Raw genomic sequence first — 23874 nt, forward strand, 5'->3', positions numbered from 1 at the left:
GATGGCGCGCTAGCGTCCGAATGGCTCGTTGCAGTCATGCGATGATCCGGTCCGGCCGATAGGCCGGCCGGACGTTTGCGTTTGCGCGATCCCGCCGTGCAGCGAGACGGGCGCATTCGTGTGTCAGCGTGAACGACCGGACGAACTCAAACAGCGAACGTTTTCGGGCGAGCCGGTGATTCCCGTCGGTTCGCGGCATGGTTCGATGGATTGCGACATCGTAACCATCGATACCTGTATCACCGGCCAACCTCACCGGCAAGCGTGACCGGTCGCGGCATGCCATCCCCGGGCGAATTTCCCGCCCCGATTCCCTGAAGTGCCCGAATCGCCCCAATCCGACGGCAAATCCGAAATGGTTCGATAATGCGGATCGGCGATCCATGCGGACGAGCGAGCGGCCGGGAAGTCGTTGTCATGTTGCGCAGGCAACCGGGCGGCAGCATCGTTTGCAGCATCAGCCGGGCCGTGTTTGCAGGCAACACGGCCCACGACTCGGCGCCCCGCCTGCCCTGGTTGTCCGGAATGTGCGCCGCGCCGTTCGAATCCCCACCCGATGCCTGCCCGACGCGGGCATCGCAACCAGGAGGTGAACGATGATCACGCTGACCGTCAACGGTAGCGAGCAGCACTTCGACGGCAATCCCGACATGCCGTTGCTCTGGTATCTGCGCGATGTTCTCGGCCACACCGGCACCAAGTTCGGCTGCGGCATGGCACTGTGCGGCGCATGCACCGTGCACCTCGACGGCGTTGCGATCCGGTCGTGCATCACGCCAGTCGCGGCCGCTTCCGGCAAGCGCGTGACGACGATCGAGGGACTGTCGACGGACCTGACTCACCCGCTGCAGCAGGCCTGGCAGGAACTGAACGTCGCGCAGTGCGGCTACTGCCAGTCCGGGCAGATCATGCAGGCCGCGTCGCTGCTGAAGACGAATCCCCATCCGACCGACGCCGACATCGACGATGCGATGTCCGGCAACATCTGCCGCTGCGGCACCTACACACGCATTCGCGCGGCGATTCGCCTGGCCGTACGCCGCGGAGGTGCCGCATGAGCGCGCCCGAACTCTCCGTCCAGAACGAAAGCCGCCGAGCGCTGCTGCTCGGCTTCGCGTCCGGCGGGCTGTTGCTCGCGTTCGGCATGCCGTCGCTCGTCCATGCGGCCGCGCCGGTGCAGCCGCCCGTCAGCGCGAATCCGCAGTATGGCGGCGCCGGGATGCCGCACGGGTTGCGCGACGATCCGCACCTGTTCGTCTCGATCGCGCCGGATGGCACGGTCACCGTGACCTGCATCCGCTCCGAGATGGGGCAGGGCGTGCGCACGAGTGTTGCGCTCGTAGTGGCGGACGAACTGGGCGCGGACTGGGCTCGCGTGAAGGTTGCGCAGGCCGTCGGCGACGAGCCGCGCTACGGCAACCAGAACACCGACGGGTCGCGCAGCCTGCGCCAGAGCTTCGCCGCGTTGCGCCGCGCGGGCGCGGCCGCGCGCACGATGCTCGAACAGGCTGCCGCCGCGGCATGGGGCGTCGATGTGCGTCAGGTCAAGGCGACGGTGCACGAGGTCGTCGACACGAAGAGCGGGCGCAAGCTCGGTTTCGGCGAACTGGCAGCGAAAGCGGCCGCGCTGCCGGCGCCGGATCCGGCAACGGTGATGCTGAAGGCGCCGGCCGAATTCCGCTATATCGGCAAGGGCGAAACGGCGCTGATCGACGGGCGCGACATCGTCGGCGGCCGCGCGCACTACGGGATCGACACGCGGCTCGACGGGATGCTGTATGCGGTCGTTGCGCGACCGCCGGCCTACGGCGACACGGTGGCGTCGTTCGACGCATCGACGGCGGAGAAGCTGAGGGGCGTCGTCAAGGTCGTGCAGCTCGCGCCAACGGCGCTGCCATCCGGTTTCCAGCCACTCGGTGGTGTAGCGGTCGTCGCGCGCGATACGTGGACGGCGATCCAGGCACGCGCGCAACTGAAGATCGACTGGAAGCGCGGGCCCAACGCGAACTACGACTCGGCCGCGTATCGCAAGACGCTCGAAGCGGCCGCCGCGCAACCGGGCGACGTGATCCGCAACGACGGCGACGCGGCGGCAGCGCTGGCCGGCGCCGCGAAACGCGTGCGTGCGACGTACTACATCCCGCATCTCGCGCACGCGACGATGGAGCCGCCTGCGGCCGTCGCGCGCGTGGCCGACGGCCGCTGCGAAGTGTGGACCTGCACGCAGGCGCCGCAGACCACGCGCGACGAGGTCGCGAAAGCGCTCGGGTTGCCGACGGAACGGGTGACGGTCAACGTGACATTGCTCGGCGGCGGTTTCGGCCGCAAGTCGAAGCCTGACTATGTGGTGGAGGCAGCGCTGCTGTCGAAGGCGGTCGGCGCGCCTGTCAAGCTGACGTTCACGCGCGAGGACGACATCGCGCACGACTATTTCCACGCGGTGTCGCTCGAAGCGTTCGACGGCGGGATCGATGCGGCGGGGAAAGTGGTCGCGTGGCAGCATCGCACGGTCGCGCCGTCGATCCAGTCGACGTTCAGGGCCGGCGTCGTGCACGAGCAGCCGGGCGAACTCGCGCAGGGGATCGCGGACCTGCCGTTCGCGATTCCGAACGTGCGGATCGAGAATCCGGCTGCGGAAGCACACACGCGGATCGGCTGGTTCCGCTCGGTCTACAACATCCCGCATGCGTTTGGCATCCAGAGCTTCGTGTCGGAGCTGGCGCATGCGGCCGGTCGCGACCCGAAGGATTTCCTGCTCGATCTGATCGGGCCCGCGCGGCGTTTCGAGCCGCACATCACGGTGAAGAACGTGAACTACGGCGAGGATCCGGCGCTGTATCCGGTCGATACCGGGCGGCTGCGGCGCGTGGTCGAGACGGTCGCGCGCGAAGCCGGCTGGGGGCGCAAGCTGCCGAAAGGGCACGGGCTCGGGATCGCTGCGCATCGCAGCTTCGTGTCGTATACGGCGGCGGTGTGCGAGGTGCAGGTGGATGCCGACGGCAAGATCACGGTGCCGCGGGTCGACATCGCGATCGACTGCGGGCCACAGGTCAATCCGGAGCGCGTACGCTCGCAGCTCGAGGGCGCGGTGGTGATGGGGCTCGGCATCGCGCTGCACGGCGAGATCACGTTCAAGGATGGCCATCCGGAGCAGAGCAACTTCAACGGCTTCCAGGTGCTGAGAATGAACGAAGCACCGCGCGAAATCCGCGTGCATCTCGTCGCGCCGGACGATTTTGCGACGCCGCTCGGCGGCGTGGGCGAGCCGGGCCTGCCGCCCGTTGCGCCGGCGCTGACCAATGCGATCTTTGCGGCAACCGGCACGCGCATCCGCAGCCTGCCGGTTGCCGATCAGCTCGCGAAGCCGCACGCGGGTTAACGCAGCGTATCCCCCACGCCGGGCCGCATCGTGCGGCCCGGTGCACATCGACCCCTGAGCAAGGAGCGTGACGTGGCCTCATCCGAAGTCAGTGTGAAGCAGTCGGTTTCCCCCGCCGAATGGGACGCGCGAGTCAACCTCGCGGCGGCCTATCGTCTCACCGCGCTGTTCGGCTGGGACGATCTGGTGTTCACCCATATTTCCGCGCGCGTGCCCGGCCCGGAGCACCATTTCCTGATCAACCCTTACGGCATGATGTTCGACGAGATCACGGCATCGTCGCTGGTGAAGGTGGATCTCGACGGAAGCAAGGTGTCCGAATCACCGTGCGAGATCAACCCGGCCGGCTTCACCATCCACAGCGCGGTGCATGCGGCTCGCGACGACACGCTGTGCGTGATGCATACGCATTCGATCAACGGTGTCGCCGTGTCGGCGCAGGAAGCGGGGCTGTTGCCGCTGTCGCAGCAGTCGCTCGGCGTGCTCGCGTCGCTCGGCTATCACGACTATGAAGGCATTGCGCTCAACGAGGGCGAGAAGGCGCGCCTCGTGCGCGACCTCGGCGCCAACACGAACCTGATGCTGCGCAACCACGGCCTGCTGACCGTCGGCGCGACGCCGGCGGACGCGTTCGTCGCGATGTACTTCTTCGAAGCGGCCTGCATGATCCAGGTCCGCGCGCAGGCCGGCGGCACCGCGCTGCTGCCGATCGCGCAACCGATTCTCGACGGCATCAAGCAGCAGATCGCCGCGGTGACGCGCGGGATGGGTGCCGGCGCGCTCGTCTGGCCCGGCCTGCTGCGCCGGCTCGATCGACACAATCCCGGTTACGCGGACTAGCGTATCCGTCGTTGTCGTTTTCGAACGATCGTGCTAAATTCCTGCCAGCACTCGCATTCACGGACCCTACATTCGGCTGACGAAGCCGGCACCCCGGGAGGCAGCACGATGAGCTTGTTGATGTCGCGACGCGATCTCGCGTTCCTGCTGTATGACTGGCTCGACGCGGAAGCGCTCGTCGCGCTGCCGCGTTACGCCGAGCACAGTCGCGAGACGTTCGACGCGGTGCTCGATACCAGCGAGCGGATTGCCGAAGACCTGTTCGCGCCGCATGCGGCGCGTGGCGATCGCGAGGAGCCGCAGTTCGACGGCGAGCGCGTGACGCTGATCCCGGACGTCGAACCGGCCGTGCGTGCCTTTGCGGACGCCGGGCTGATCGCCGCGGGCCATGATGAAGCGCTTGGCGGCATGCGTTTGCCGAAGCTGGTCGAAGCCGCGTCGTTCCTGTTCTTCCAGGCCGCGAACATCGCGACGGCCGCCTATCCGTTCCTGACCGCTGCCAACGCGAACCTGCTCGTCGCGCACGGCAGCCCCGCGCAGATCGACGCGTTCGCACGCCCGGAACTGGAAGGGCGCTACTTCGGCACCATGTGCCTGTCCGAGCCGCAAGCCGGTTCGTCGCTGTCGGACATCGCGACGCGCGCGGATTTCGAAGGCGACTCGCCGCTCGGCCCGCGCTACCGGCTGACCGGCAACAAGATGTGGATCTCGGGCGGCGAACACGAACTGACGGAGAATATCGTCCACCTCGTGATCGCGAAGATTCCCGACGAACACGGCCGGTTGCTGCCCGGCACACGCGGCATCTCGCTGTTCATCGTGCCCAAGTACCTGCCGGGCGCCGACGGCGCGGCGCAGGGCGAGCACAACGACGTGGTGCTCGCCGGGCTGAACCACAAGATGGGCTACCGCGGCACCACCAACTGCCTGCTGAACTTCGGCGAAGGCACACGCTACCGCCCGGAAGGGCGTGCGGGCGCGATCGGCTATCTGGTCGGCCAGCCGAACCGCGGCCTCGCGTACATGTTCCACATGATGAACGAAGCGCGCATCGGCGTTGGCGCGGGTGCGGTGGCGCTCGGTTACACGGGTTATCTGCACGCACTCGACTACGCACGGAACCGGCCGCAAGGGCGCCCGCTCGGGCCGGCGGGCAAGGATGCCGCCGCGCCGCAGACGCCGATCGTCGAGCATCCGGACGTGCGGCGCATGCTGCTCGCGCAGAAGGCCTATGTCGAAGGCGGTCTCGCGCTGATCCTGTACTGCGCGAAGCTGGTCGACGAAGCAGGCGCGCACGACGACGCGGACGTGCGCGCCCAGGCCGCGCGCCTGCTCGACATCCTGACGCCGATCGCGAAAAGCTGGCCGTCGCAGTGGTGTCTCGTTGCGAACGACCTCGCGATCCAGGTGCACGGCGGCTACGGCTACACGCGCGATTACGCGGTCGAGCGGCTCTATCGCGACAATCGGCTCAATCCGATTCACGAAGGCACGCACGGGATCCAGGCGCTCGACCTGCTGGGCCGCAAGGTCGCACAGGACGACGGCGCATTGCTGCACGCACTCGACGCACGAATCGGCGCGACTGTCGAACGTGCGCGCACGCTCGATGCCGGCCTGCGCGAGCAGGCCGATGCGCTGGCGCAGCGCTGGGCGCGGCTCGGCGATGTCACGCGACAGCTGGGCGCGATCGGCGATCCGCAGGCGCGGCTCGCGAACGCGAGCGTCTATCTGGAAGCGTTCGGCCATCTCGTCGTCGCGTGGCTGTGGCTCGACGTGACGCTCGCCGCGCACGGGCACGTCGATGATTTCCACGACGGCAAGCGTGCGGCCGCCCGTTATTTCTTCCGTTGGGAATTGCCGAAAGTGGATGCGCAGTTCGATCTGCTCGCGAGCGTCGATACGACGACGCTCGATATGCGCGACGCATGGTTCTGATCGTTGCTTCACCGACATTCCGGAATGCAGACGATGTTGCGGATGCCGATTCCGTCGGCTGTCGCGTACTCGTCGTGAACCGGCCGTGCGGGCGTGCCCCGCAGGCTGACCCGATGCCCGCATACGCCGCACAAGGAGAGAGACGAACATGAAAGCCCTGTTGTGTACCGCATTCGGCCCGATCGACCGCTTGCGCATCGAGGACGTGGCGATTCCCGAACCGGCCGCGGGCCAGGTCCGGGTTCGGGTGAAGGCTGCGTCGCTCAATTTTCCCGACGCGCTGATCGTCCAGGGGTTGTATCAGGTGAAGCCGGCGCTGCCGTTTTCGCCGGGCGCCGAATTTGCCGGCGTGATCGACGCGGTGGGCGAAGGCGTGACTGCGTGGCGGCCGGGTGATTCGGTGGTCGCGTTTACCGGGCACGGCGGGTTCGCGCAACAGTGCGTGGCCGACGTGCACCAGATTGCCGCGCTGCCGCCGGGCATGACGTTCGAGCAGGGCGCGGCGCTCGTGCTCGCGTACGGCACGTCGCTGCACGCCTTGCAGCAGCGCGCGCGGCTGCAACCGGGCGAGACGTTGCTCGTGCTGGGCGCGGCGGGCGGCGTCGGGCTCGCCGCGATCGAGATCGCGAAGGCGCTCGGCGCGCGCGTGATCGCGGCGGCGTCGAGCGCGGACAAACTGGCACTGTGTCGTGACGCCGGCGCCGACGAGACGATCGACTATACGACCGAAGACCTGCGCCGCCGCGTGGACGAATTGACCGGCGGGCGCGGTGCCGACGTCGTCTACGATCCGGTGGGCGGCGCCTACAGCGAAGCGGCGTTGCGCGCGACTGCGTGGCACGGCCGGTTCCTCGTGGTCGGTTTCGCGGCCGGCGAGATCCCGAAGATCGCGCTGAACCTGGCGCTGCTCAAGGAGCGCGACATTCTCGGCGTGTTCTGGGGCGATGCGGTGCGCCGCGACCCGAAGCAGCATGTCGCGAACATGCGCCTGCTCGCCGAATGGTTCGCGGCCGGCAAGGTGCGACCCGCGATCACCGAACGCGTGCCGCTGGCCGACGCGGCCGATGCGATTGCGCGGATGGCGAACCGGCAGGTGAAGGGCAAGGTGGTGATCCTGCCGGAAGCCTGACGGGTCTTCCGCGCGCGTCCGCACCCACCGGTGGACGCCGCGCGGCTGCGGTCCGGCGCTCGCGCGCGTTACGCGATCTGCTGTAGAAGGGCCGCGACCCGCTGCCCGAGCGCGCGATGCTGATCGGCTGCGAAGTGAACGCCGTCCACCGGGCTGACCTCGATGATTGCGCCGGCATCGAGAAAGTGCGCGCCGGCATCGCTTGCCACCTGTTCGTACCGCTTGGCGAGCTGCCGCGACTTCGCTGCGCCGCCCGCGAAGATCTCGCCGAGGAAACCGACCTCGACGATCGGGGCCGGCGCCATCAGCACGAGCTTCGGCGACCCACCGGCCGGGCCGGCACGGCACGCAGCGATCTCGGCAAGCAGCACGCCGACCGACGTCGCGATGTCGGCGGGCGTGACCGAGAAGCGTGTCTTCAGATCGTTCGTCCCGAGCATCAGCACGACGACATCGACGGGCAAGTGGCTTTCGATGCACGGGCGCAGATACGACAAACCGTTCTTGTGCCGGCCTTCGATCGGATCGTCATGCACGGTCGTTCGCGCGGGCAATCCTTCTTCAACGACCCGCCAGCCTGAGCCCAGCGTTTGCGCCAGCACGCCGGTCCAGCGTTCTTCGTGTGCGAACCGCTCCAGTATGCCGGCACGCGTCATCGGGCGCGTGCCGTGCGTGTTCGAATCGCCGTAGCAGAGCACGGTTTTCTGCGTCATCGTCATTTCTCCGTCAGTCGTTCAATCTTTCGGCAAGCGCAGCACGTCGAGCGCATGCTGCGAAAACTCGACCCAGAACCGTTCGTTCGCGATGCCGGCCTGCAGTACCAGATGCTGAAGGCGCTTCGTACGCGAATCCGACTCCTCCGAAAAATCGCGCGCCTCGATCCGCAGGTACAGGTCGAGCTTCTCCTGGTGCAGCGCGATGCGCCGCCTGATTTCGTCCTCGAGGCCGGCCGGGCCGAGCACCGCTTCCGCGCGCAGGCGCACCATCAAGGCTTCGCGCAGCGGCGTCGGATCTTCCTGTTCGGCGATCCAGCGCCGCAACTCCTTCTTGCCGGCCGGCAGGATCCGGTATGCGCGCTTGCGGCCGCGCCCCGATTCGGCCGGCAGCGACTCGATCCAGCCCGTTTCCTCGAGGCGCCCCAGCTCGCGATAGATCTGCTGGTGCGTCGCCTGCCAGAAATAGCCGATCGAGCGATCGAAACGGTCGGCGAGTTCGGAGCCCGAACCGGGACGTTCGGCGAGGGCGGTGAGGAGTGCGTGGGGCAGGGACATGTCGGATCGGAGGAGGCCGAAGAATGAACCGCATCTTGCCATATCGGGGCCATAGTACAAGATGATGAACGCGTTTATGCAACGAGTTGCATAAACGAAGGCGGTGGAATAATATCTTTGCAACTTGTTGCATAAAAATGGAGCCCCCCGATGACATCGCGTTATCCGCATCTGACGACCCCGCTCGAGCTTGGCTTCACGTCGCTCAGGAACCGTGTGCTGATGGGGTCGATGCACGTGGGTCTCGAGGAAGCGCCGAACGGCTTCGAGCGGATGGCGGCGTTCTATGCGGAGCGCGCGCGCGGCGAGGCCGGCCTGATCGTCACGGGTGGATTCGCGCCGAACGAACGTGGTCGTCCGGCGCCGGGCGGCGCGATGCTGACGACCGAAACGGAGGCTGAGCGTCACCGTGTCGTGACGCGTGCGGTGCACGCGGAAGGCGGCAAGATCGCGCTGCAGATCCTGCATTTCGGGCGCTACGCGTATCACCCGGCGCTCGCCGCGCCGAGCGCGTTGAAGGCGCCGATCAATCCGTTCACGCCGCATGCGTTGAGCAGCGATGAGGTCGGCGAGACGATCGCCGATTTCGTGCGATGCGCGGCGCTTGCGCAGCATGCGGGCTATGACGGCGTCGAGATCATGGGATCCGAAGGCTACCTGATCAACGAATTCATCGCCGCGCGCACGAACCATCGCGACGACGCATGGGGCGGCGCTTACGAGAACCGCATCCGTTTTCCGGTCGAGATCGTGCGGCGCGTGCGCGAGCGGGTGGGCACGAACTTCATCGTGATCTACCGGCTGTCGATGCTCGATCTCGTCGAAGGCGGCTCGACGCTCGACGAGGTGATCCGGCTCGCGCAAGCGATCGAAGCGGCCGGTGCGACGATCATCAATACGGGTATCGGCTGGCACGAGGCGCGCATTCCGACCATCGCGACCAAGGTGCCGCGTGCCGCGTATGCATGGGTCACCCGGCAGTTGATGGGCAAGGTCGGCATCCCGCTCGTCGCAACCAACCGGATCAACACGCCGGAAGTCGCCGAGCAGCTGCTCGCCGACGGCTATTGCGACATGGTGTCGATGGCGCGGCCGTTCCTCGCCGACGCCGAGTTCGTCCGCAAGGCGCGGGAAGGGCGTGCGGATGAAATCAACACATGCATCGGCTGCAACCAGGCGTGTCTCGACCATACGTTCAGCGGCAGGATCACGTCGTGTCTCGTGAATCCGCGCGCGTGCCATGAAACCGAGCTCGTGATTCGCCCCGCGCAGCAACGCAAGCGGATCGCCGTGGTCGGCGCCGGGCCGGCGGGGCTCGGCTTCGCGGTCGCCGCGGCCGAGCGCGGCCATGCGGTGACGCTGTACGAAGCCGGCGCCGAGATAGGCGGCCAGTTCAATATCGCGAAGAAGGTGCCCGGCAAGGAAGAATTCAACGAGACGCTGCGCTATTTCCGCCGGCAGATCGAACTGCGTGGCGTGACGCTCCACCTCAATACGCGTGTGACCGCCGAGATGCTGTTGCAACGCGAATTCGACGAAGTGGTGATCGCGACGGGCATCGTGCCGCGTACGCCGCCGATCGACGGCGTCGCGCATGCGAAGACGCTCGGCTACCTCGACGTATTGCGCGACGACCAGCCCGTGGGCCGCAATGTCGCGATCGTCGGCGCCGGCGGCATCGGTTTCGACGTCGCGGAATATCTCGTTCATCGAGACGACGGCGAACGGGTCGACGCGGGCCGGTTCTTCGCCGAGTGGGGTGTCGACCCGTCGTATGCGAACGCAGGCGGCTTGCGCCATGCGCGGCCCGAACCGGCGGCGCGGCAAATTCATCTGCTGCAGCGCAAGGCGTCGAAGGTCGGCGACGGGCTCGGCAAGACCACCGGATGGATCCACCGCACGGCACTGAAGGCGCGCGGCGTCGGGATGTCGTCCGCGGTGACGTACGGGCGCATCGACGACGACGGCTTCCACGTGACGATCGACGGCGTCGAGCAGACGCTGCCGGTGGACAACGTCGTGATCTGTGCGGGGCAGGAACCATTGCGCGAACTGGCGGAGCAACTGGAGGCGGCAGGGCGCAAGGTTCACGTGATCGGTGGCGCGCACGAAGCCGCCGAACTCGATGCGAAGCGCGCGATTCACCAGGGCACGACGCTTGCCGCCAACCTTTGAGATGTGAGACCGATTCGTTTCTTTTCCGCCCGACGATACAGGAGTCTTCGATGACGAACGCACCGCTGCATCTTCAACCCGCTGTCGCGCGATCGCTCGACACGTGGCACGCGATGGTCGAACGCAAGGATTTTGACGCACTGGAATCGATCGTCCATCCGGACGCGGTATTCCGTTCGCCGATGGCGTTCAAGCCTTACGGGCCGGCGCCCGCGCTGTTGATGGCGCTGCGCACGGTGATTACGATCCTCGAGCATTTCACCTATCACCGCCAGTTCGTCGCCGACGACGGCAAGAGCGTGGTGCTGGAGTTCAGTGCGGCCGTCGGCGACAAGGCGCTGAAGGGGATCGACATGATCCGCTTCGACGACGAAGGGCGGATCGTCGAATTCGAGGTCATGGTCCGGCCGTTCAATGCGCTGCAGGCACTCGGCGCAGCAATGGGCGCGCGGCTCGGGCAGCAGTTGCCGGCGTTCAAGGTCGGCGGGTGAGCCAGGCTCCGGCCCGTCCGCGAGCAGCGTGGCGGGGCATCACGCCGCGTGCGCGCGCGATCGGCCGGTAGGCGAAGCACCAGCCGCTTTGGCTGCCGAACATGTTGACGGTGCCTGGTACGCGCTCGATTCGGTATTCATGCGGGTTGTTTCCGTGAGGGTGTCGTTTGTCGGTTTGCCGTGCGTTCGGCCCAGCGCGCGGTCGAGCGGGGCAGGTTGCCGTCGAAGGCGTCCTGCAGTGGCGCGCAGGCTGGCGCGTTCGGTGGGGCGCGCATTCCAGGCCGCGGGGCGACAAGCTGTGGGTGCCGTTCAACTGCCCGTCGTAGACGCACAGTGCACCCCGGCCGGGGCAACCTGACAAAGTGCTGACGAATCAAGATGATATATTGTATCATCCGAGGTTTGCGTTACCGCGGGCCGGGCTGACTGGCACGGCCGCGTGCGGCGACACCATCCGAAGATCGATACGACGTGACGAAAACCAGACACAACCCGGCGCGCGGGGAGCGGCACCACGCCGCGTCGCGCCGGCGCGCGGGCGCCTGGCGCGTTCGCGCGGCACGCGGCTGCACGACCCTGCTGGGTTGCGCGATGGCGACCTCCGGCGCGTTGGCCGCCGAAGCGGCCGCACTCGCTCCGGACGAGCGGCACGCGCTGCCGGCGATCAACGTCAGTGCGCAATCCGCACCGGCCGACCCGCTGACGCAACCGCTTGAAACGGGTTCGCGCCTCGGGCTCGCGAGCCTCGACACGCCCGCGAGCGTCGAGACGGTTACGGCCGGCACGATCGAGGCGAGGGGCGATCGCTCGATACTCGACGCAGTGACGCGCACGGCCGGCTTTGCGAGCGCGATGGCGCCCGGCACCGGTGGGACAGCATTGAGCGTGCGCGGCTTCAGCGGGCAGGAATCGGTGATGACGTTGCTCGACGGCGTGCGGCTGATGCCCGCCGCCGGCACGATCACGTTTCCGTTCGATACGTGGTCGGTCGAGCGCATCGAGGTGCTGCGCGGCCCGGCGTCGGTCCTGTACGGCGAAGGGGCGATCGGCGGTGTCGTCAACGTGGTGCCGAAGCGGCCGCAGCGCACGCGCGAGACGGTGCTGCAGGTCGGTGTCGGCCCGGACGGCGCGAAGCGCGTCGCGTTCGATACGACGGGCGCGCTCGGCCCGCGGCTGTCGTATCGCTTCTACGCGAGCGACGCGCGCGCGAACGGTCTCGCCGAGCGGGCCGATACGCATACGACCGCCGTCGGCGGCGCGTTGAAGTTCGACGTGAGCCCGAAGCTCACGCTGACGCTCGATTTCGACTACGGCCGCCAGATGCCGGCGGCCTACTATGGCGTGCCCGCGCCGAACGGGGTGCTCGATCCGTCGCTGCGCAAGCTCAACTACAACGTCGGCGATGCGACGATCGCCTACTACGACCAGTGGACGCGCCTGTCGGCCAGCTACCGGCCGACGGCCGGCGTGACGATCGACAACCAGCTTTACTACCTGACGTCGAACCGCCACTGGCGCAATGCCGAATCGTATGTGCTCGACCCCGCGCGGGGTCTCGTCACGCGTGGCGACTATCTCGACATCGGCCACCACCAGCGGCAGATCGGCGATCGGCTGAGCGCACGCTTCGACGGCACGCTGTTCGGCCGCGCGAACCGCTTCGTCGTCGGCACGGAATTCAGCCAGGTCACGTTCGACGGCACCAACAATTCGCCGTACGGCGGCGATTCGACGGTGGCCGCGCACGGCTTCGATCCCGGCGTGTTCACGAGCCCCGACCCGACGGTGCCGCAGTTCGGCACGCGGGCGCGGCAGGCGGCGGTGTTCGCCGAGAACCGGCTCGAAGTGCTGCCGCGGCTCGCGTGGGTGAGCGGCCTGCGCTACGACCACATCGCGTTCAGCCGCGAGCAGGCGGCGGCCGGCGCGGGCTTCGACAAGCGCTTCGCGAACGTCGGCTGGCGCACGGGCTTCGTGTTCGAAGTCGCGCCGACGCTCAGCGCCTATGCGCAGTACACGACGGGCGCGGAGGGTCTCGGCTCGCTCGTGACGCTGTCCGCGTCGCAGGCGAACTACCGGCTTGCGACCGGCGAACAGTGGGAAGCCGGCGTCAAGCAGACGCTGCTCGACGGCCGCGCGTACTGGACGTTCGCGGTGTACGACATCACGAAGCGAAACCTGCTCAGCACCGATCCGTTCAATCCCGCACTGCGCCAGCAGGTCGGCCGGCAATCGTCGCGCGGCATCGAGCTGACGGGCGGCGCGCGGCTGCCGCACGGCTGGACGATCGATGCGAACGCAGCGCTGCTGCGCGCGCGCTACGACGAGTTCAACCAGAAGCTCGGCAGCGCGACGGTGTCGCGCGCCGGCAATGCGCCGGCCAACGTGCCGCAGCAGACGGCGAACCTGTGGCTCGGCTGGGCGTTTGCCGAGCGCTGGCAGGCGAATGCGGGCGTGCGTTACGTCGGCTCGACGTACGGCGACGACGCGAACCGCGTGCCGGTGCCGTCGTACACGGTGTTCGATGCATCGCTGCGCTGGCAGCCGACGTCGCGCACCGAGCTGGCGCTGTACCTGCGCAACCTCGCGAACCGCACGTATGCGGTGACGACGTCGAACGGCGGCGAGCAATGGCTGCTCGGCCCGTCGCGCTCCGCGGAGCTCGTCGCGACGATGCGCTTCTAATGCGGCGCGGCGAGCTTCCCGTGGCGCACATGCTCGACATCGAACGCGTAAGCTGGTCTCCCGGCGGTGCGATCGCCGTGCTCGATTCGGTGACGCTGGGCGTGGCCGAAGGCGAGTTCGTCGGGCTGGTCGGCCCGAACGGCAGCGGCAAGACGAGCCTGCTGCGCTGCGTGTTCCGATACGCGCGGCCCGATGCAGGCCGCGTCGCGCTCGATGCGCAGGACGTGTGGCGCATGCGGCCGCGCGCGGTCGCGCAGCGCATTGCGGTGCTGCAGCAGGAGACGCCGGACGATTTCGGGCTGACGGTCGACGAACTGGTCGGCATGGGGCGCACGCCGCACAAGCGGCCGTTCGATGCGGAGACGGCGGACGATCGCCGGATCGTCGAATCGGCACTGCGCGACGTCGGCCTCGTCGAGCGCCGTGCGCAGCGCTTTGCGTCGCTATCGGGCGGCGAGAAGCAGCGCGCGCTGCTGGCTCGCGCGCTCGCGCAGCAGCCCGAACTGCTGCTGCTCGACGAACCGACCAACCATCTCGACCTGCGCCATCAGCTCGAACTGCTCGCGCGCGTGCGGCGCCTCGGCATCGCGACGCTCGCCACGATTCACGACCTCAATCTCGCGGCCGCGTATTGCGACCGGCTCCACGTGCTCGCGCATGGCAGGGTCGTCGCATCGGGCGCGCCGGCCGACGTGCTGACCGAAGCGCTGCTGCGCGATGTGTTCGGCGTCGTCGCGCTCGTCGATCGCCATCCCGTCACGGGCCGGCCGCGCATTACGCCGCTTCATCCGGAATGACCGCCATGCCGTTTCCTGTCTTGTCCTCAGTATCCCGCAGGCTGGTTGCCGCGACCGTGCTCGGCTGCGCGGCCGCTCATGCGGGGGCCTATCCCGTCACGGTGCGCAGTTGCGATCGCGACGTGACGTTCGAGCGCGCGCCGGCGCGCGCGGTGAGCAACGACGTGAACCTGACCGAGATGATGCTCGTGCTGGGCCTGAAGGACCGGCTCGTCGGCTATACCGGCATCGGCGGCTGGAAGACGGGCACCGCGCGCGTGCGCGACGCGTTGCGCGGCGTGCCCGAACTGGCGAGCCAGTATCCGTCGCTCGAGGTGCTGGCGGCCGCGCGTGCCGACTTCTATCTCGCGGGCTGGAACTACGGGATGCATGTCGGCGGCCCGGTGACGCCCGCGACGCTCGCGCCGTTCGGCATCCGTACATACGAGCTGACCGAATCGTGCTCGCACGTGATGAAGCAGGCGGCCGCGTCGTTCGACGACGTGTTCCGCGACCTGGACAATCTGGGCCGGATCTTCGGCGTCGACGCGCGCGCCGCGCAGGTCGTCGCCGCGATGCGCGCGCGTCTCGCGGCGGTGTCGCGCGCAATCGGGCATCCGCGGCCGCTGCGCGTGTTCGTCTATGACAGCGGCACCGACAAGCCGATGACGGCGGGCGGGCTTGCGATGCCGACCGCGCTGCTGGCGGCGTCCGGGGCGCGCAACGTGATGGCCGACCTGCCGCGCAGCTGGACGCAGGTGAGCTGGGAAAGCGTGGTCACGCGCGATCCGCAGGTGATCGTGATCGTCGACTATTCGGCCGTGACGGCTGCGCAGAAGCAGCAGTTCCTGCTGAGCCAGCCGTCGCTCGCGCGTGTGGCCGCGATCCGCGACCGGCGCTTTGTCGTGATTCCGTACGATGCGGCGACGCCGGGCCCCGAGAACGTCGCGGCCGTCGAGACGCTGGCGCGCGCGCTGTATCCGGCCGCGTTCGCCGGGCCGGCGCGATGAGCGTGCACGTGCGTGCATCGCGGCCCGGCATGCGCGTGGTGCTGCCGGCGCTGGCGTTGCTGCTGGCCGTATCGATCGTCGCGTCGGCCGCGTTCGGCCCGGCGCCGATCGCGATGCCGGCTGCGGTGCGGATCGTCGCCACGCACCTCGCGTCGGCGTTCGGCGGGGCGGGTGCGTTCGCGGCAGGGGCGGGCGACGACAGCATCGTCTGGCTGATCCGGATGCCGCGTGCGCTGCTGGCCGCGATCGTCGGCGCGACGCTGGCAGCGGTCGGTGTTGCGCTGCAGGCGGCGACCGCGAACCGCCTGGCCGATCCGCACCTGCTCGGCGTGAGCGCGGGCGCGATGCTCGGCGCCGTCGCGGTTACGGTGATGGCCGGCGCGGCCTTCGGCCCGTTCACGCTGTCGGCGGCCGCGTTCGCGGGCGCGCTCGCGGCGACCGCCTGCGTCATCGCGCTCGCTTACCGGCGCGGCCGGCTCGAATCGGACCGGCTGCTGCTCGCGGGCGTATCGGTATCGTTCATGATGGCGGCGTTCGGCAACCTGCTGCTGTATCTCGGCGATCAGCGCGCCGCGTCGTCGGTGCTGTTCTGGATGCTCGGCGGCGTCGGGCTCGCGCGCTGGGACCTGTTGCCGGTGCCGGCCGTGTGCGCGGTGCTCGCCGGCGGCGCGCTGTACGCGCGCCGGCGCGAACTGAATGCGCTGATGTCGGGCGACGCCGCTGCGGCGTCGCTTGGCGTGCCCAGCGCGCGGATGCGGCGCGAAGTGTTCGTCGTCGCGTCGTTCGCGACGGGCGCGATGGTGGCGGTGAGCGGGGCGATCGGCTTCGTCGGGCTCGTGACGCCGCATCTGTGCCGTCGCGTGGTCGGCGCCGAGCACGGCAGGCTGCTGCCGGTGGCCGCGCTGACGGGCGCGATCCTGCTCGTATGGGCCGATGTGGCCGCCCGCACGCTCGCGGCACCGGAGGATCTGCCGATCGGGATCGTGACCGCGATGTTCGGTAGCCTGTTCTTCGTCGCGCTGCTGCGCCGCCGCTGAGCGGCGGCGCCGTCAGGCGAGGGCATGCGCGGGTGGGGGGGGGGGCCGCCGGCTTCACCGAACCGGCGTGATCGCACCCGTGCCGTCGCGACGGCGCGCGTCGGCGTGCGTGCTCGCCACGTCCTGCGCGACGTCGAAGAGGTTGTCCGGCAGCGCGCGCATGGGCAGCGTGATCACGAAGCGCGCGCCGCCGAGCGGCGAATCCTCGAGCCGCACGTCGCCGCCGTGCACCTGCGCGACGCGCCGTACGATCGCGAGCCCGAGCCCGAAGCCGCCCGTCTGCCGGTCGCGGCTGGAGTCCAGCCGCTGGAACGGTTCGAACACGCGCTCGCGCTCGGCGGCCGGAATGCCGGGGCCATCGTCGTCGACGCTCAGCACGAGCGCGCCGGACCGGTCACGGGTGGCGGCCAGCAAGACCTTGCGCGACGCATAACGCGCGCCGTTGCGGATCAGGTTCAGCAACGCGCGGGCGACGAGCTTCGGATCGCAGACGTGGGTTGCCGGGGCATCGAGCGTCGACACGTCGAGCGCGATGCCGCGATCGGCGATGTCGTCCGCGACGTTGCCGGCGACGCTGTCGATCAGCGCGTCGACGACCACTTCCATCGGCGCGAGCTCGCTCGCGCCTTGCTCGAGCCGGCCGATCGTCAGCAGCTCGGTAACGAGCTCGTCGAGTTCGCGCACGTCGCGCCGCAGCGCGTCGCGACGCTCGCGCATCCGTCCGGTTTCGTCGGGTTCGGCGAGCAGCGCGAGCCCGAATTCGAGCCGGGCGAGCGGCGTCTTCAGTTCATGCGAGATGCCGTGCATCATTTCGCGCTGCTGCTTCATCGATGCCTCGATGCGCGCGGCCATGTCATTGAACTGCTGCGACAGCTCGAAGATGTTCGACTTGCCCGACAGCTTCACGCGCGTCGACAGCGTGCCGGCGCCGAACGCGCGTGCGGCGTCCTGCAGCCTGCGCAGGTCGCGCCAGTGATAGTGAATCCACAGCACCACCGCGAACAGCGTGCCGAGCGCGAGCAGCAGGTACGCATAGATCCGGATGTCGAGATCGGAGGCTTCGATCGGCCGCGCATGCAGGACCGAACCGTCTGCGAGCGGCATGTAGTAATCCTTGCCGTTGTAGCTGATCGCGATCCGGCCGGCATCGAGATCGCGCAGCGGCGCGCCGCTCAATTGCGCACGGGCGGCGGCCATCGACAGGAAGCCGAACCCTTCGTTGCCGTGTCTCGCGAGTTCGCGCAGCGCGAGCTCACGCTGCCCGCCCGGATGGCGCTCGAGGTAGTCGTTGAGCACGAACGCATAGGTCGTCAACGAGTCGCGCTGCGCCTGCGCGCTGCGATCGTAGAAGATCCGGTCGAACGACAGCTGGATGAACAGGATCGACGCGGCGACGAACAGGATCACGACGAGGTACAGCCTGATCAACGGGCGCAGCATTTACTCGTCCCACGCAGAAGGGCTGAACAGGTAGCCGCGGCCCCAGATCGTCTTGATCTTGTGCGGCTCCGACGACGCATCCTCGAAGCGGCGGCGCAGCTTCGAGATGCCGGAATCGACCGAGCGGTCGAGTCCGTCGAACTCGATCCCGCGCAACTGCTTCAGGATGTCGTCGCGGCTCAGCACGGTGCCGGCCGCGCGCGCGAGGATCAGCAGCAGGTTGAATTCGGCGGTCTTCAGGTCGACCGGCTCGCCGTGCCACGTGACGGTGCGGTTCGGCGGCGAGATCGCCAGCTCGCCGAACACGAGCGCTTCGGGCGCGGCCACCGGCGCTTCGGCGGCGGCCGGCTGCGCACGGCGCAGCAGCGCGCGGGCGCGTGCGACCAGCACGCGCGGCTCGATGGGCTTCGTCACGTAGTCGTCGGCGCCCGTCTCGAGGCCCGCGACCTGGTCGTAGACGTCCACGCGCGCGGTCAGGATCAGCACGGGGACGTTGGTGAACGCGCGGATGCGTCGGCACACCTCCATGCCGTCGAGGTTCGGCAGCATCAGGTCGAGGATCACGAGAGCCGGCTGGTGCTCGCGCACCGCCGCGACGGCGAGGTCGCCGCGCCGTACGACCGTCACCGCGAATTCATAGCCGTCGAGGTATTCGCGGACGAGCTGCGCAAGGCGGTCGTCGTCCTCGATCAGCAGTACGCGGTATTTGAGCGGATCTTCGTTCATGGTCTCCTCAGGATGCGCGCGCCATCTCACAGCCGGGCAAGCCGGTGCGCGGCGCGGCACGCAAATTCTATCCGGCGCACCGAAGGCCGGGGGAGCGGGACGACAATCTCGAACAATCGAACACAATTGAGCACAGATTCTCCGTAGATTCAGGACAGTCTCGGCGGAGAGCGGCACCTAGACTGCGGGCTCCGTCACTTTTATCTCAATATTGTGCGCCCAATACTCCGCCGCTACTGCTATTGCATGCCGCTCGCCGGCCTGACCCTCGCCGCCGCCGCTCACGCGGAAAACCAGTATTCGCTGTCGCTCGGTGGCGGTTTCGCGCCGCGCTACCAGGGCAGCAACCAGTATCGCGGCGTCGTTGCGCCGGGGTTTTCCGCGAAGTTCGGCAACGGCTTCTTCATCGACAGCACCGAGGGCGCCGGCTACCGGCTGGACCTGCCGCACGGCGTGTTCGTGTCGGCGGCTGTGAGCTACGACGCGGGCCGCACTGACGAGAACCGCTTCGACATGCCGGGCTCCGACTACCTGAAGGGCATGGGCCGGATTCCGGGCTCGGTGCTGGTCGGCGTGCGCGCGGGCGTGACGCTCTTCGACACGGCGCAATTGAGCGTCACGATCGACACACCTGTTACGCACACGTCGCGCGGCGTGTCGGGGCACGTGGATCTCGCGCTGCCGGTGTTCAAGACCTCGCAGCACGAGATCATCGTGACGGGCACCGTGCACGCGGGCTCGGGGCGCTATACGCAGACGTTCTACGGCGTGACCGACGCCCAGTCGATGACGAGCCGGTTCCGGCCGTATTCGACGAGCGGCGGGATCGACAGCGCATCGATGGCGGTCGCGTGGAACTGGACTTTGTCGCAGCACTGGTCGGTGCTCGCGACCGGGGGCGTGACACGCTTGCTCGGCCGCTACGGCGACAGTCCGATCGTGCAATCGCGCAGCAACTACTACGGGATTGCGGGCGTGACGTACAAGTTCTGAGTAACCGTGTAGCGAGTCAAGCGGAATGAAGCGAACTGTCCCAAGGCGTACTTGTTTTGACGATCGCGTTGAGCACGGTCAGGAGCTTGCGCATGCAGGCAACCAGCGCGACCTTGGGCGGCTTGCCGGCGTCGATCAGTCGTTGATAGAAAGCAGCAATAGCGGGGTTGCGTCGCGAAGCGGTGAGCGCTGCCATGCGCTGCCAGGGCCGAATGTGCGTCGGCATCGTCAGTCCACCGCTGCGCAGCGCGTTCGGCGCCCAATACCGCGATATCGACATGTTCTTTGGCCACGTCGATACCCACCATTACTGAGGAAACAGACATGATCTTCGGATCCCTTGCTTGTGCATGCGCCCTCGATCAGCTCGGGGCCGGTAACCGTTCGGGTTTCGGGAAGACCAGCACGGCAACCGTGCGTTCTGTACTCGGAAACGGGCTCATCGGCCCAAGCGGAAGTCAAACTGCACGGTTCGGTCTGGTTGCGCTCAGACTTTACCGTACTGGTCGGGCTTAAACATACAAGCGGGTTGCCGGCGCGTGACGGCGTGCGCGGGGCGCACACCGTGCGTCGGCGTCGTGCCGTCGCTGCGAACCGCGTGCGGTAACATGCTGGCGGGTTCGGCGTCAGGCCGGGCCGCGACAGGGAGAAACCGATGAAGAACACGATCGCGATGCTCGTTGCACTCGTTGCGAGCGCAACGTTTTCAGGATGTGCCGACATGAACACGAAGCACCCCAACGCCACGGCCGGCGGCGCGGCTGCGATCCCCGCGCAGCCGGGCGCCGCGCCGGTGTGCAAGGCGGACGCCGCGCCGGACGACGCGCTGATCGGCAAGCCCGAGGCCGATGCGGCCGCGCTGCTCGACGGCTGTCTGTGGCGCGTGCTCGAGCGCGACGGCAAGTCGTTGCCGGGCACGATGGACTACCGGCAGGAGCGCCGCAATCTCGGCATTCGCGACGGGAAGGTGATCTGGGTGCGGCGCGGGTGACGGATTCGGCCGCCGACGAAAATCGGTCGCGGCCAATGTCGCTTCCGCGAGCGCGGCTGTCGCGGGCATGCATGTCGCGCGCGGACGATCGGTCGGCGGCACGCGTGGCGATTCATCGCCGCGGGCGGCGGCATCGGCTGTCGCGGCGGTCAGGCGCCTCGATACCGTTGTAGGCGGGGCTTGCACGAGTCGTGACGCGCCGCGCTGGCCGGCGCGTCCGGTCACGCTGCGATCGCTCCGGATTGCAGCGCCGACGCCGTGGTGTCGACCGTCATCGCCGGCGTGACGAGCATCACGCCGCGTGCGAGCGGGTCGTTGACCGATGCCGCAAATACCGCTTGCCGTTCCTCTGTCGCGTGATCGGCGGCGACGGCCAGCACAGCCAGCGCGAGCGCTGCGCCGCTTCCCCCGTTGGCGAGCCCGAGGTGGCGGCTGCGCTCGGCGGCATCGTCGCCCCAGATTTGCTCGCTGACCGTCACGACTTCGGTGCGGCGACTGCTGCGTTGATCGGCGTCGGTGACGAATCCGGGTGCCGACAGGTCGGGACGCAACGTCGACAAGCGCGTACCCGCCGCCGCGAGCAACTGTTCGAGCGTCGTCGCTTCGGCCTTGCCGTGATCGGCGGAACCCGCGCGGCGCGCGACCGCGAGCCGATGGATCGACGACACCGGCATCGCATGCGGCGTGTCGGGATGACCGAGCAGCAATGCACATGCGCCTTCGCCGGGCGTCATGCCGTTCGGCCGATCGCGGCCGTAGAGCCGACCTGCGCGATCCAGTGCGTCGACTGCGTCCTGGCTTGCGGTGGAGTCGAACGCGAGGACGACGTGCAGATCGCGGGACGGTTGCAGGTGCAACGCCTGGATCAGTTCGTCGACGACCGCCCATGCTTGGACGGGATCGGCGACCGTGCGCAGTTGCGCGCGGACGATGCCCGGCGCGACGGCTTCCCGCGCCGCGTGCGCATCGAGCCATGCGGCGAGCGTGGCGGCGACCGGTTGCCAGCGCTCCGGTATCAGCAGGTGGAGCCGGAGCGGCGGCGCGTCGGCGCCCGCACCGGACAACACGGCATGACGCTCGCGCAATTCGTCGAGCGCATCGGCGGCCAGCAGCAGCCCGCGCCAGTGCTCGTCCTGCAGCGTTTCCCGCGCGTCGGGCGCAAGCAGGCTTGCATCGAACCGGTCGAGCGACACCGATTCGACGGTGCTCGCGAATACGCCGGTTCCGTCCGGGCGTTGCAGTTCGGGATGAAGCGCGACGGAACGTTCCTCCCGGGCCGCCGCATCGATGTCTGCGGTCGTCGCCCCCGTCGGCAGCCTGACGCTGCTGTCGAGCAGCAGGGCCGACCACGTGTGCGGCGCGGGGTCCTGCGCGGCAGCGGCATCCGTCGATGCGGACGAGCTCGGCGGTGCGGCGGCCGCGAGCGCCGGATGCTGGCCGAACCCCCGGCGCAGCCATGCCACGCAGACGGCGAGGGCCGCCGGCAGCACGAGCCCGCACAGCAGCAGCTCCCTGGCGGTCGGAGCATGCCGGGTCGTTTTCCACCAGACGAACACGGCGATCCACACCGCGACGAACAGCGCGGCGACGAGTGCCGTCTTGCGCAACCGCGTGATCATTTCCGTCGATTCCCCCGTGACTTGCGGCGTCGCATGTCAGTTGCCATCGCTGCCCGCCGTCCGGCTCGCGACCAGTACGGCACCGCAGGCCGTCTTGTAGCCGTCGCGCGCGACGCCTTCACCCTGCACGATCATCGTGTCGTCGCCGTCGACGATGTAATTCGGGCCGTGGATCGGACACGTCACCGTGTCGTTGCGGCGCGCGATGCCGCGACCGTCGACCGACGACAGCGTGGACGCACTGGTCACGGTGCCGCCATGGCTGTGTTTGTCCCCGAGGAGCGGAGGGGCACACGTGACGATCGAAGGTGGCGACGTCACGTTCGGCTGCCCCGGCAAATTCGTCGTGTATGCCGCGCAGCATGCCTTCGTGGGCCCCGATCAAATGAATACGCCGTTGCCGCAGTTTCCCGAAAAGGTCTGCGTCGAATGCCTGCTCCACGCGATGCAGTCGGGCAGCGCGCTCGCGGGCAAGGCGATCTGAGCATGACGATCGAGACGACCGACTGGATCGACCGCTATCCCGACGGCACGCCGGACCGGCTGAATGCGCTTTTCGAGCGCGCGCCTGCCGACGGCCGCTGGCATCTGCTGCTCGACATGGGTTTCGCGCCGGCGCTGCGTGAGCGGATACCCGCGATCGAGCGCAACGATGCCGCCATCGTGTTGTACGAAGGTGTGTACGACGGCGACGACCTGCTGGCGATTTCGCCGTGCCTCGTGCCGTTGCCGGCCGACGCGGCGGCGCGCCGGGCGATGCTGGAGATGGTGCTGCGCGAGACGTCCGGACGGCCGATGGTGAGCCTGCTGCATGGCGCGCGCGATACCGCCGCGCTCGCCGCGCATCTGCGCGGACAGATGGAGGCGAGTGCGGCGGCTGACGGCGAAGCGTTTCTGGTGCGTTTCGCCGACACGCGTTGCCTGCCCGCGTGGCTCGCGGTGCTGACGCCCGCACAGCGCTGCCGCTTCACGGACGGGGTCGACGCGTGGCACGTGTTCGACCGCACCGGGGCGCTCGTTGCGCTCGATTTCGGCATCGCGAGCCGGGCGGCTGGCGATAAAGCGGACGCCGGACGCAGCGGCGAGCCATACTTGCTCGACGAGGACCAGGTCGAACGGCTTCGGCAGGCTGCGAAGATCGACACGCTGGTTTTTCATGTTCGCCAGCGTCCGGAGAGTTTCGGCCGTCTAGTGGCCACGCCGTCGCAAGCCCATGCGTGCGTGAGTGCGGCGTGGGCGCGGCACGACGGTCCGCCTGCGGCGGCGTCGCGGGCCGCGCTCGATGCGCTCGATGCGCTCGTGGCGGCCGGATATCTGGTGACGGAGCTCGCGCCGGCAACGTCGCCCGCGTAGAACGATGCGGGTTCGCGTGCATGC

General features: G+C 68.3%; 20 protein-coding genes and 3 pseudogenes. 15 read left to right on the forward strand and 8 right to left on the reverse strand.

The annotated features are described in order from the left end of the window. Positions 1–596 precede the first annotated feature (596 nt). The 5 genes from B7G54_RS19285 (at position 597) to B7G54_RS19305 (ending at position 7286) form a co-directional block, all read left to right on the forward strand. The gene (locus tag B7G54_RS19285; RefSeq protein ID WP_034186692.1) at positions 597–1058 is read left to right on the forward strand and encodes a (2Fe-2S)-binding protein; all 462 of its coding nucleotides are present in this window, start codon (positions 597–599) and stop codon (positions 1056–1058) included. Further along, positions 1055–3379: a xanthine dehydrogenase family protein molybdopterin-binding subunit gene (locus B7G54_RS19290; RefSeq protein ID WP_085040521.1), complete on the forward strand. Its 2325-nt coding sequence runs from the start codon at positions 1055–1057 to the stop codon at positions 3377–3379. The genes B7G54_RS19285 and B7G54_RS19290 overlap by 4 nt, the downstream gene beginning before the upstream one ends. Positions 3380–3451: 72 nt before the next feature. After that, entirely contained in the window at positions 3452–4219 is a 768-nt protein-coding gene (locus B7G54_RS19295; protein WP_085040522.1) for a class II aldolase/adducin family protein, read from the forward strand. A gap of 108 nt (positions 4220–4327) precedes the next feature. Beyond that, entirely contained in the window at positions 4328–6157 is a 1830-nt protein-coding gene (locus B7G54_RS19300) for an acyl-CoA dehydrogenase (RefSeq protein ID WP_085040523.1), read from the forward strand. 148 nt (positions 6158–6305) lie between these two features. After that, positions 6306–7286 carry an NADPH:quinone oxidoreductase family protein gene (locus tag B7G54_RS19305; RefSeq protein ID WP_085040524.1) on the forward strand — a complete coding sequence of 327 codons (981 nt, stop codon included), beginning with the start codon at positions 6306–6308 and terminating at the stop codon, positions 7284–7286. Positions 7287–7354: 68 nt separating this feature from the next. Here the strand turns inward: B7G54_RS19305 and B7G54_RS19310 are convergent, their stop codons facing one another. Continuing rightward, positions 7355–7999: an SGNH/GDSL hydrolase family protein gene (locus tag B7G54_RS19310; protein WP_085040590.1), complete on the reverse strand. Its 645-nt coding sequence runs from the start codon at positions 7997–7999 to the stop codon at positions 7355–7357. A gap of 21 nt (positions 8000–8020) precedes the next feature. Further along, entirely contained in the window at positions 8021–8557 is a 537-nt protein-coding gene (locus B7G54_RS19315; protein ID WP_175130497.1) for a PadR family transcriptional regulator, read from the reverse strand. 150 nt (positions 8558–8707) lie between these two features. Between B7G54_RS19315 and B7G54_RS19320 the strand changes: the two genes are divergently transcribed. The 6 genes from B7G54_RS19320 (at position 8708) to B7G54_RS19345 (ending at position 16728) form a co-directional block, all read left to right on the forward strand. Then, the gene (locus B7G54_RS19320; RefSeq protein ID WP_085040526.1) at positions 8708–10732 is read left to right on the forward strand and encodes an NADPH-dependent 2,4-dienoyl-CoA reductase; all 2025 of its coding nucleotides are present in this window, start codon (positions 8708–8710) and stop codon (positions 10730–10732) included. Between the two features lie 50 nt (positions 10733–10782). Further along, positions 10783–11223 (forward strand): nuclear transport factor 2 family protein, encoded by a 441-nt coding sequence (locus B7G54_RS19325; RefSeq protein ID WP_085040527.1) that lies wholly within the window; start codon positions 10783–10785, stop codon positions 11221–11223. A gap of 591 nt (positions 11224–11814) precedes the next feature. Beyond that, positions 11815–13905 carry a TonB-dependent receptor gene (locus B7G54_RS19330; protein WP_085040591.1) on the forward strand — a complete coding sequence of 697 codons (2091 nt, stop codon included), beginning with the start codon at positions 11815–11817 and terminating at the stop codon, positions 13903–13905. Continuing rightward, positions 13905–14702 carry an ABC transporter ATP-binding protein gene (locus B7G54_RS19335; protein ID WP_085040528.1) on the forward strand — a complete coding sequence of 266 codons (798 nt, stop codon included), beginning with the start codon at positions 13905–13907 and terminating at the stop codon, positions 14700–14702. The genes B7G54_RS19330 and B7G54_RS19335 overlap by 1 nt, the downstream gene beginning before the upstream one ends. Beyond that, positions 14699–15691, forward strand: coding sequence for an ABC transporter substrate-binding protein (locus B7G54_RS19340; RefSeq protein ID WP_085040529.1), 993 nt, complete (start codon positions 14699–14701; stop codon positions 15689–15691). Before B7G54_RS19335 ends, B7G54_RS19340 begins: the two co-directional genes overlap by 4 nt. Further along, positions 15688–16728, forward strand: coding sequence for a FecCD family ABC transporter permease (locus B7G54_RS19345; protein WP_085040530.1), 1041 nt, complete (start codon positions 15688–15690; stop codon positions 16726–16728). Before B7G54_RS19340 ends, B7G54_RS19345 begins: the two co-directional genes overlap by 4 nt. A 54-nt stretch (positions 16729–16782) precedes the next feature. Here B7G54_RS19345 and B7G54_RS19350 read toward each other — a convergent pair whose 3' ends face one another. Continuing rightward, on the reverse strand, positions 16783–18168 hold the full coding sequence (locus tag B7G54_RS19350; protein WP_085040531.1) for an ATP-binding protein: 1386 nt from the start codon (positions 18166–18168) through the stop codon (positions 16783–16785). Next, the gene (locus tag B7G54_RS19355; RefSeq protein ID WP_085040532.1) at positions 18169–18894 is read right to left on the reverse strand and encodes a response regulator; all 726 of its coding nucleotides are present in this window, start codon (positions 18892–18894) and stop codon (positions 18169–18171) included. It abuts the gene before it with no gap. Between the two features lie 246 nt (positions 18895–19140). On the opposite strand from B7G54_RS19355, the gene B7G54_RS19360 reads away from it, so the two are divergent. Continuing rightward, positions 19141–19887: a MipA/OmpV family protein gene (locus B7G54_RS19360; RefSeq protein WP_085040533.1), complete on the forward strand. Its 747-nt coding sequence runs from the start codon at positions 19141–19143 to the stop codon at positions 19885–19887. 16 nt (positions 19888–19903) lie between these two features. On the opposite strand, the pseudogene B7G54_RS19365 reads toward B7G54_RS19360, so the two are convergent. Next, a pseudogene (locus B7G54_RS19365) lies at positions 19904–20083 on the reverse strand (IS110 family transposase); the annotation flags it as partial. A 1-nt stretch (position 20084) separates the two neighbouring features. After that, positions 20085–20213 (reverse strand): annotated as a pseudogene (locus tag B7G54_RS40240) (IS110 family transposase); the annotation flags it as partial. Between the two features lie 329 nt (positions 20214–20542). On the opposite strand from B7G54_RS40240, the gene B7G54_RS19370 reads away from it, so the two are divergent. Beyond that, positions 20543–20878, forward strand: coding sequence for a hypothetical protein (locus B7G54_RS19370; protein ID WP_085040534.1), 336 nt, complete (start codon positions 20543–20545; stop codon positions 20876–20878). 221 nt (positions 20879–21099) lie between these two features. On the opposite strand, the gene B7G54_RS19375 is transcribed toward B7G54_RS19370, so the two are convergent. Both B7G54_RS19375 and B7G54_RS19380 read right to left on the reverse strand, forming a co-directional pair. After that, complete coding sequence (locus B7G54_RS19375; protein ID WP_085040535.1) at positions 21100–22497, reverse strand: hypothetical protein; 1398 nt, start codon at positions 22495–22497, stop codon at positions 21100–21102. 36 nt (positions 22498–22533) lie between these two features. Next, on the reverse strand, positions 22534–22800 hold the full coding sequence (locus tag B7G54_RS19380) for a PAAR domain-containing protein (RefSeq protein WP_085040592.1): 267 nt from the start codon (positions 22798–22800) through the stop codon (positions 22534–22536). Here B7G54_RS19380 and B7G54_RS19385 point away from each other — a divergent pair. Together B7G54_RS19385 and B7G54_RS19390 are read left to right on the forward strand one after the other, a co-directional pair. Beyond that, a pseudogene (locus B7G54_RS19385) lies at positions 22778–22981 on the forward strand (DUF2345 domain-containing protein); the annotation flags it as partial. The gene B7G54_RS19380 and the pseudogene B7G54_RS19385 sit on opposite strands and share 23 nt — an antisense overlap. A 2-nt stretch (positions 22982–22983) precedes the next feature. Then, a complete protein-coding gene (locus tag B7G54_RS19390; RefSeq protein ID WP_085040536.1) occupies positions 22984–23850 on the forward strand; it encodes a DUF4123 domain-containing protein in 867 nt (288 codons plus the stop codon). Positions 23851–23874: the final 24 nt, after the last annotated feature.

It is taken from the genome of Burkholderia puraquae (genome assembly GCF_002099195.1).
Classification (GTDB): domain Bacteria; phylum Pseudomonadota; class Gammaproteobacteria; order Burkholderiales; family Burkholderiaceae; genus Burkholderia; species Burkholderia puraquae.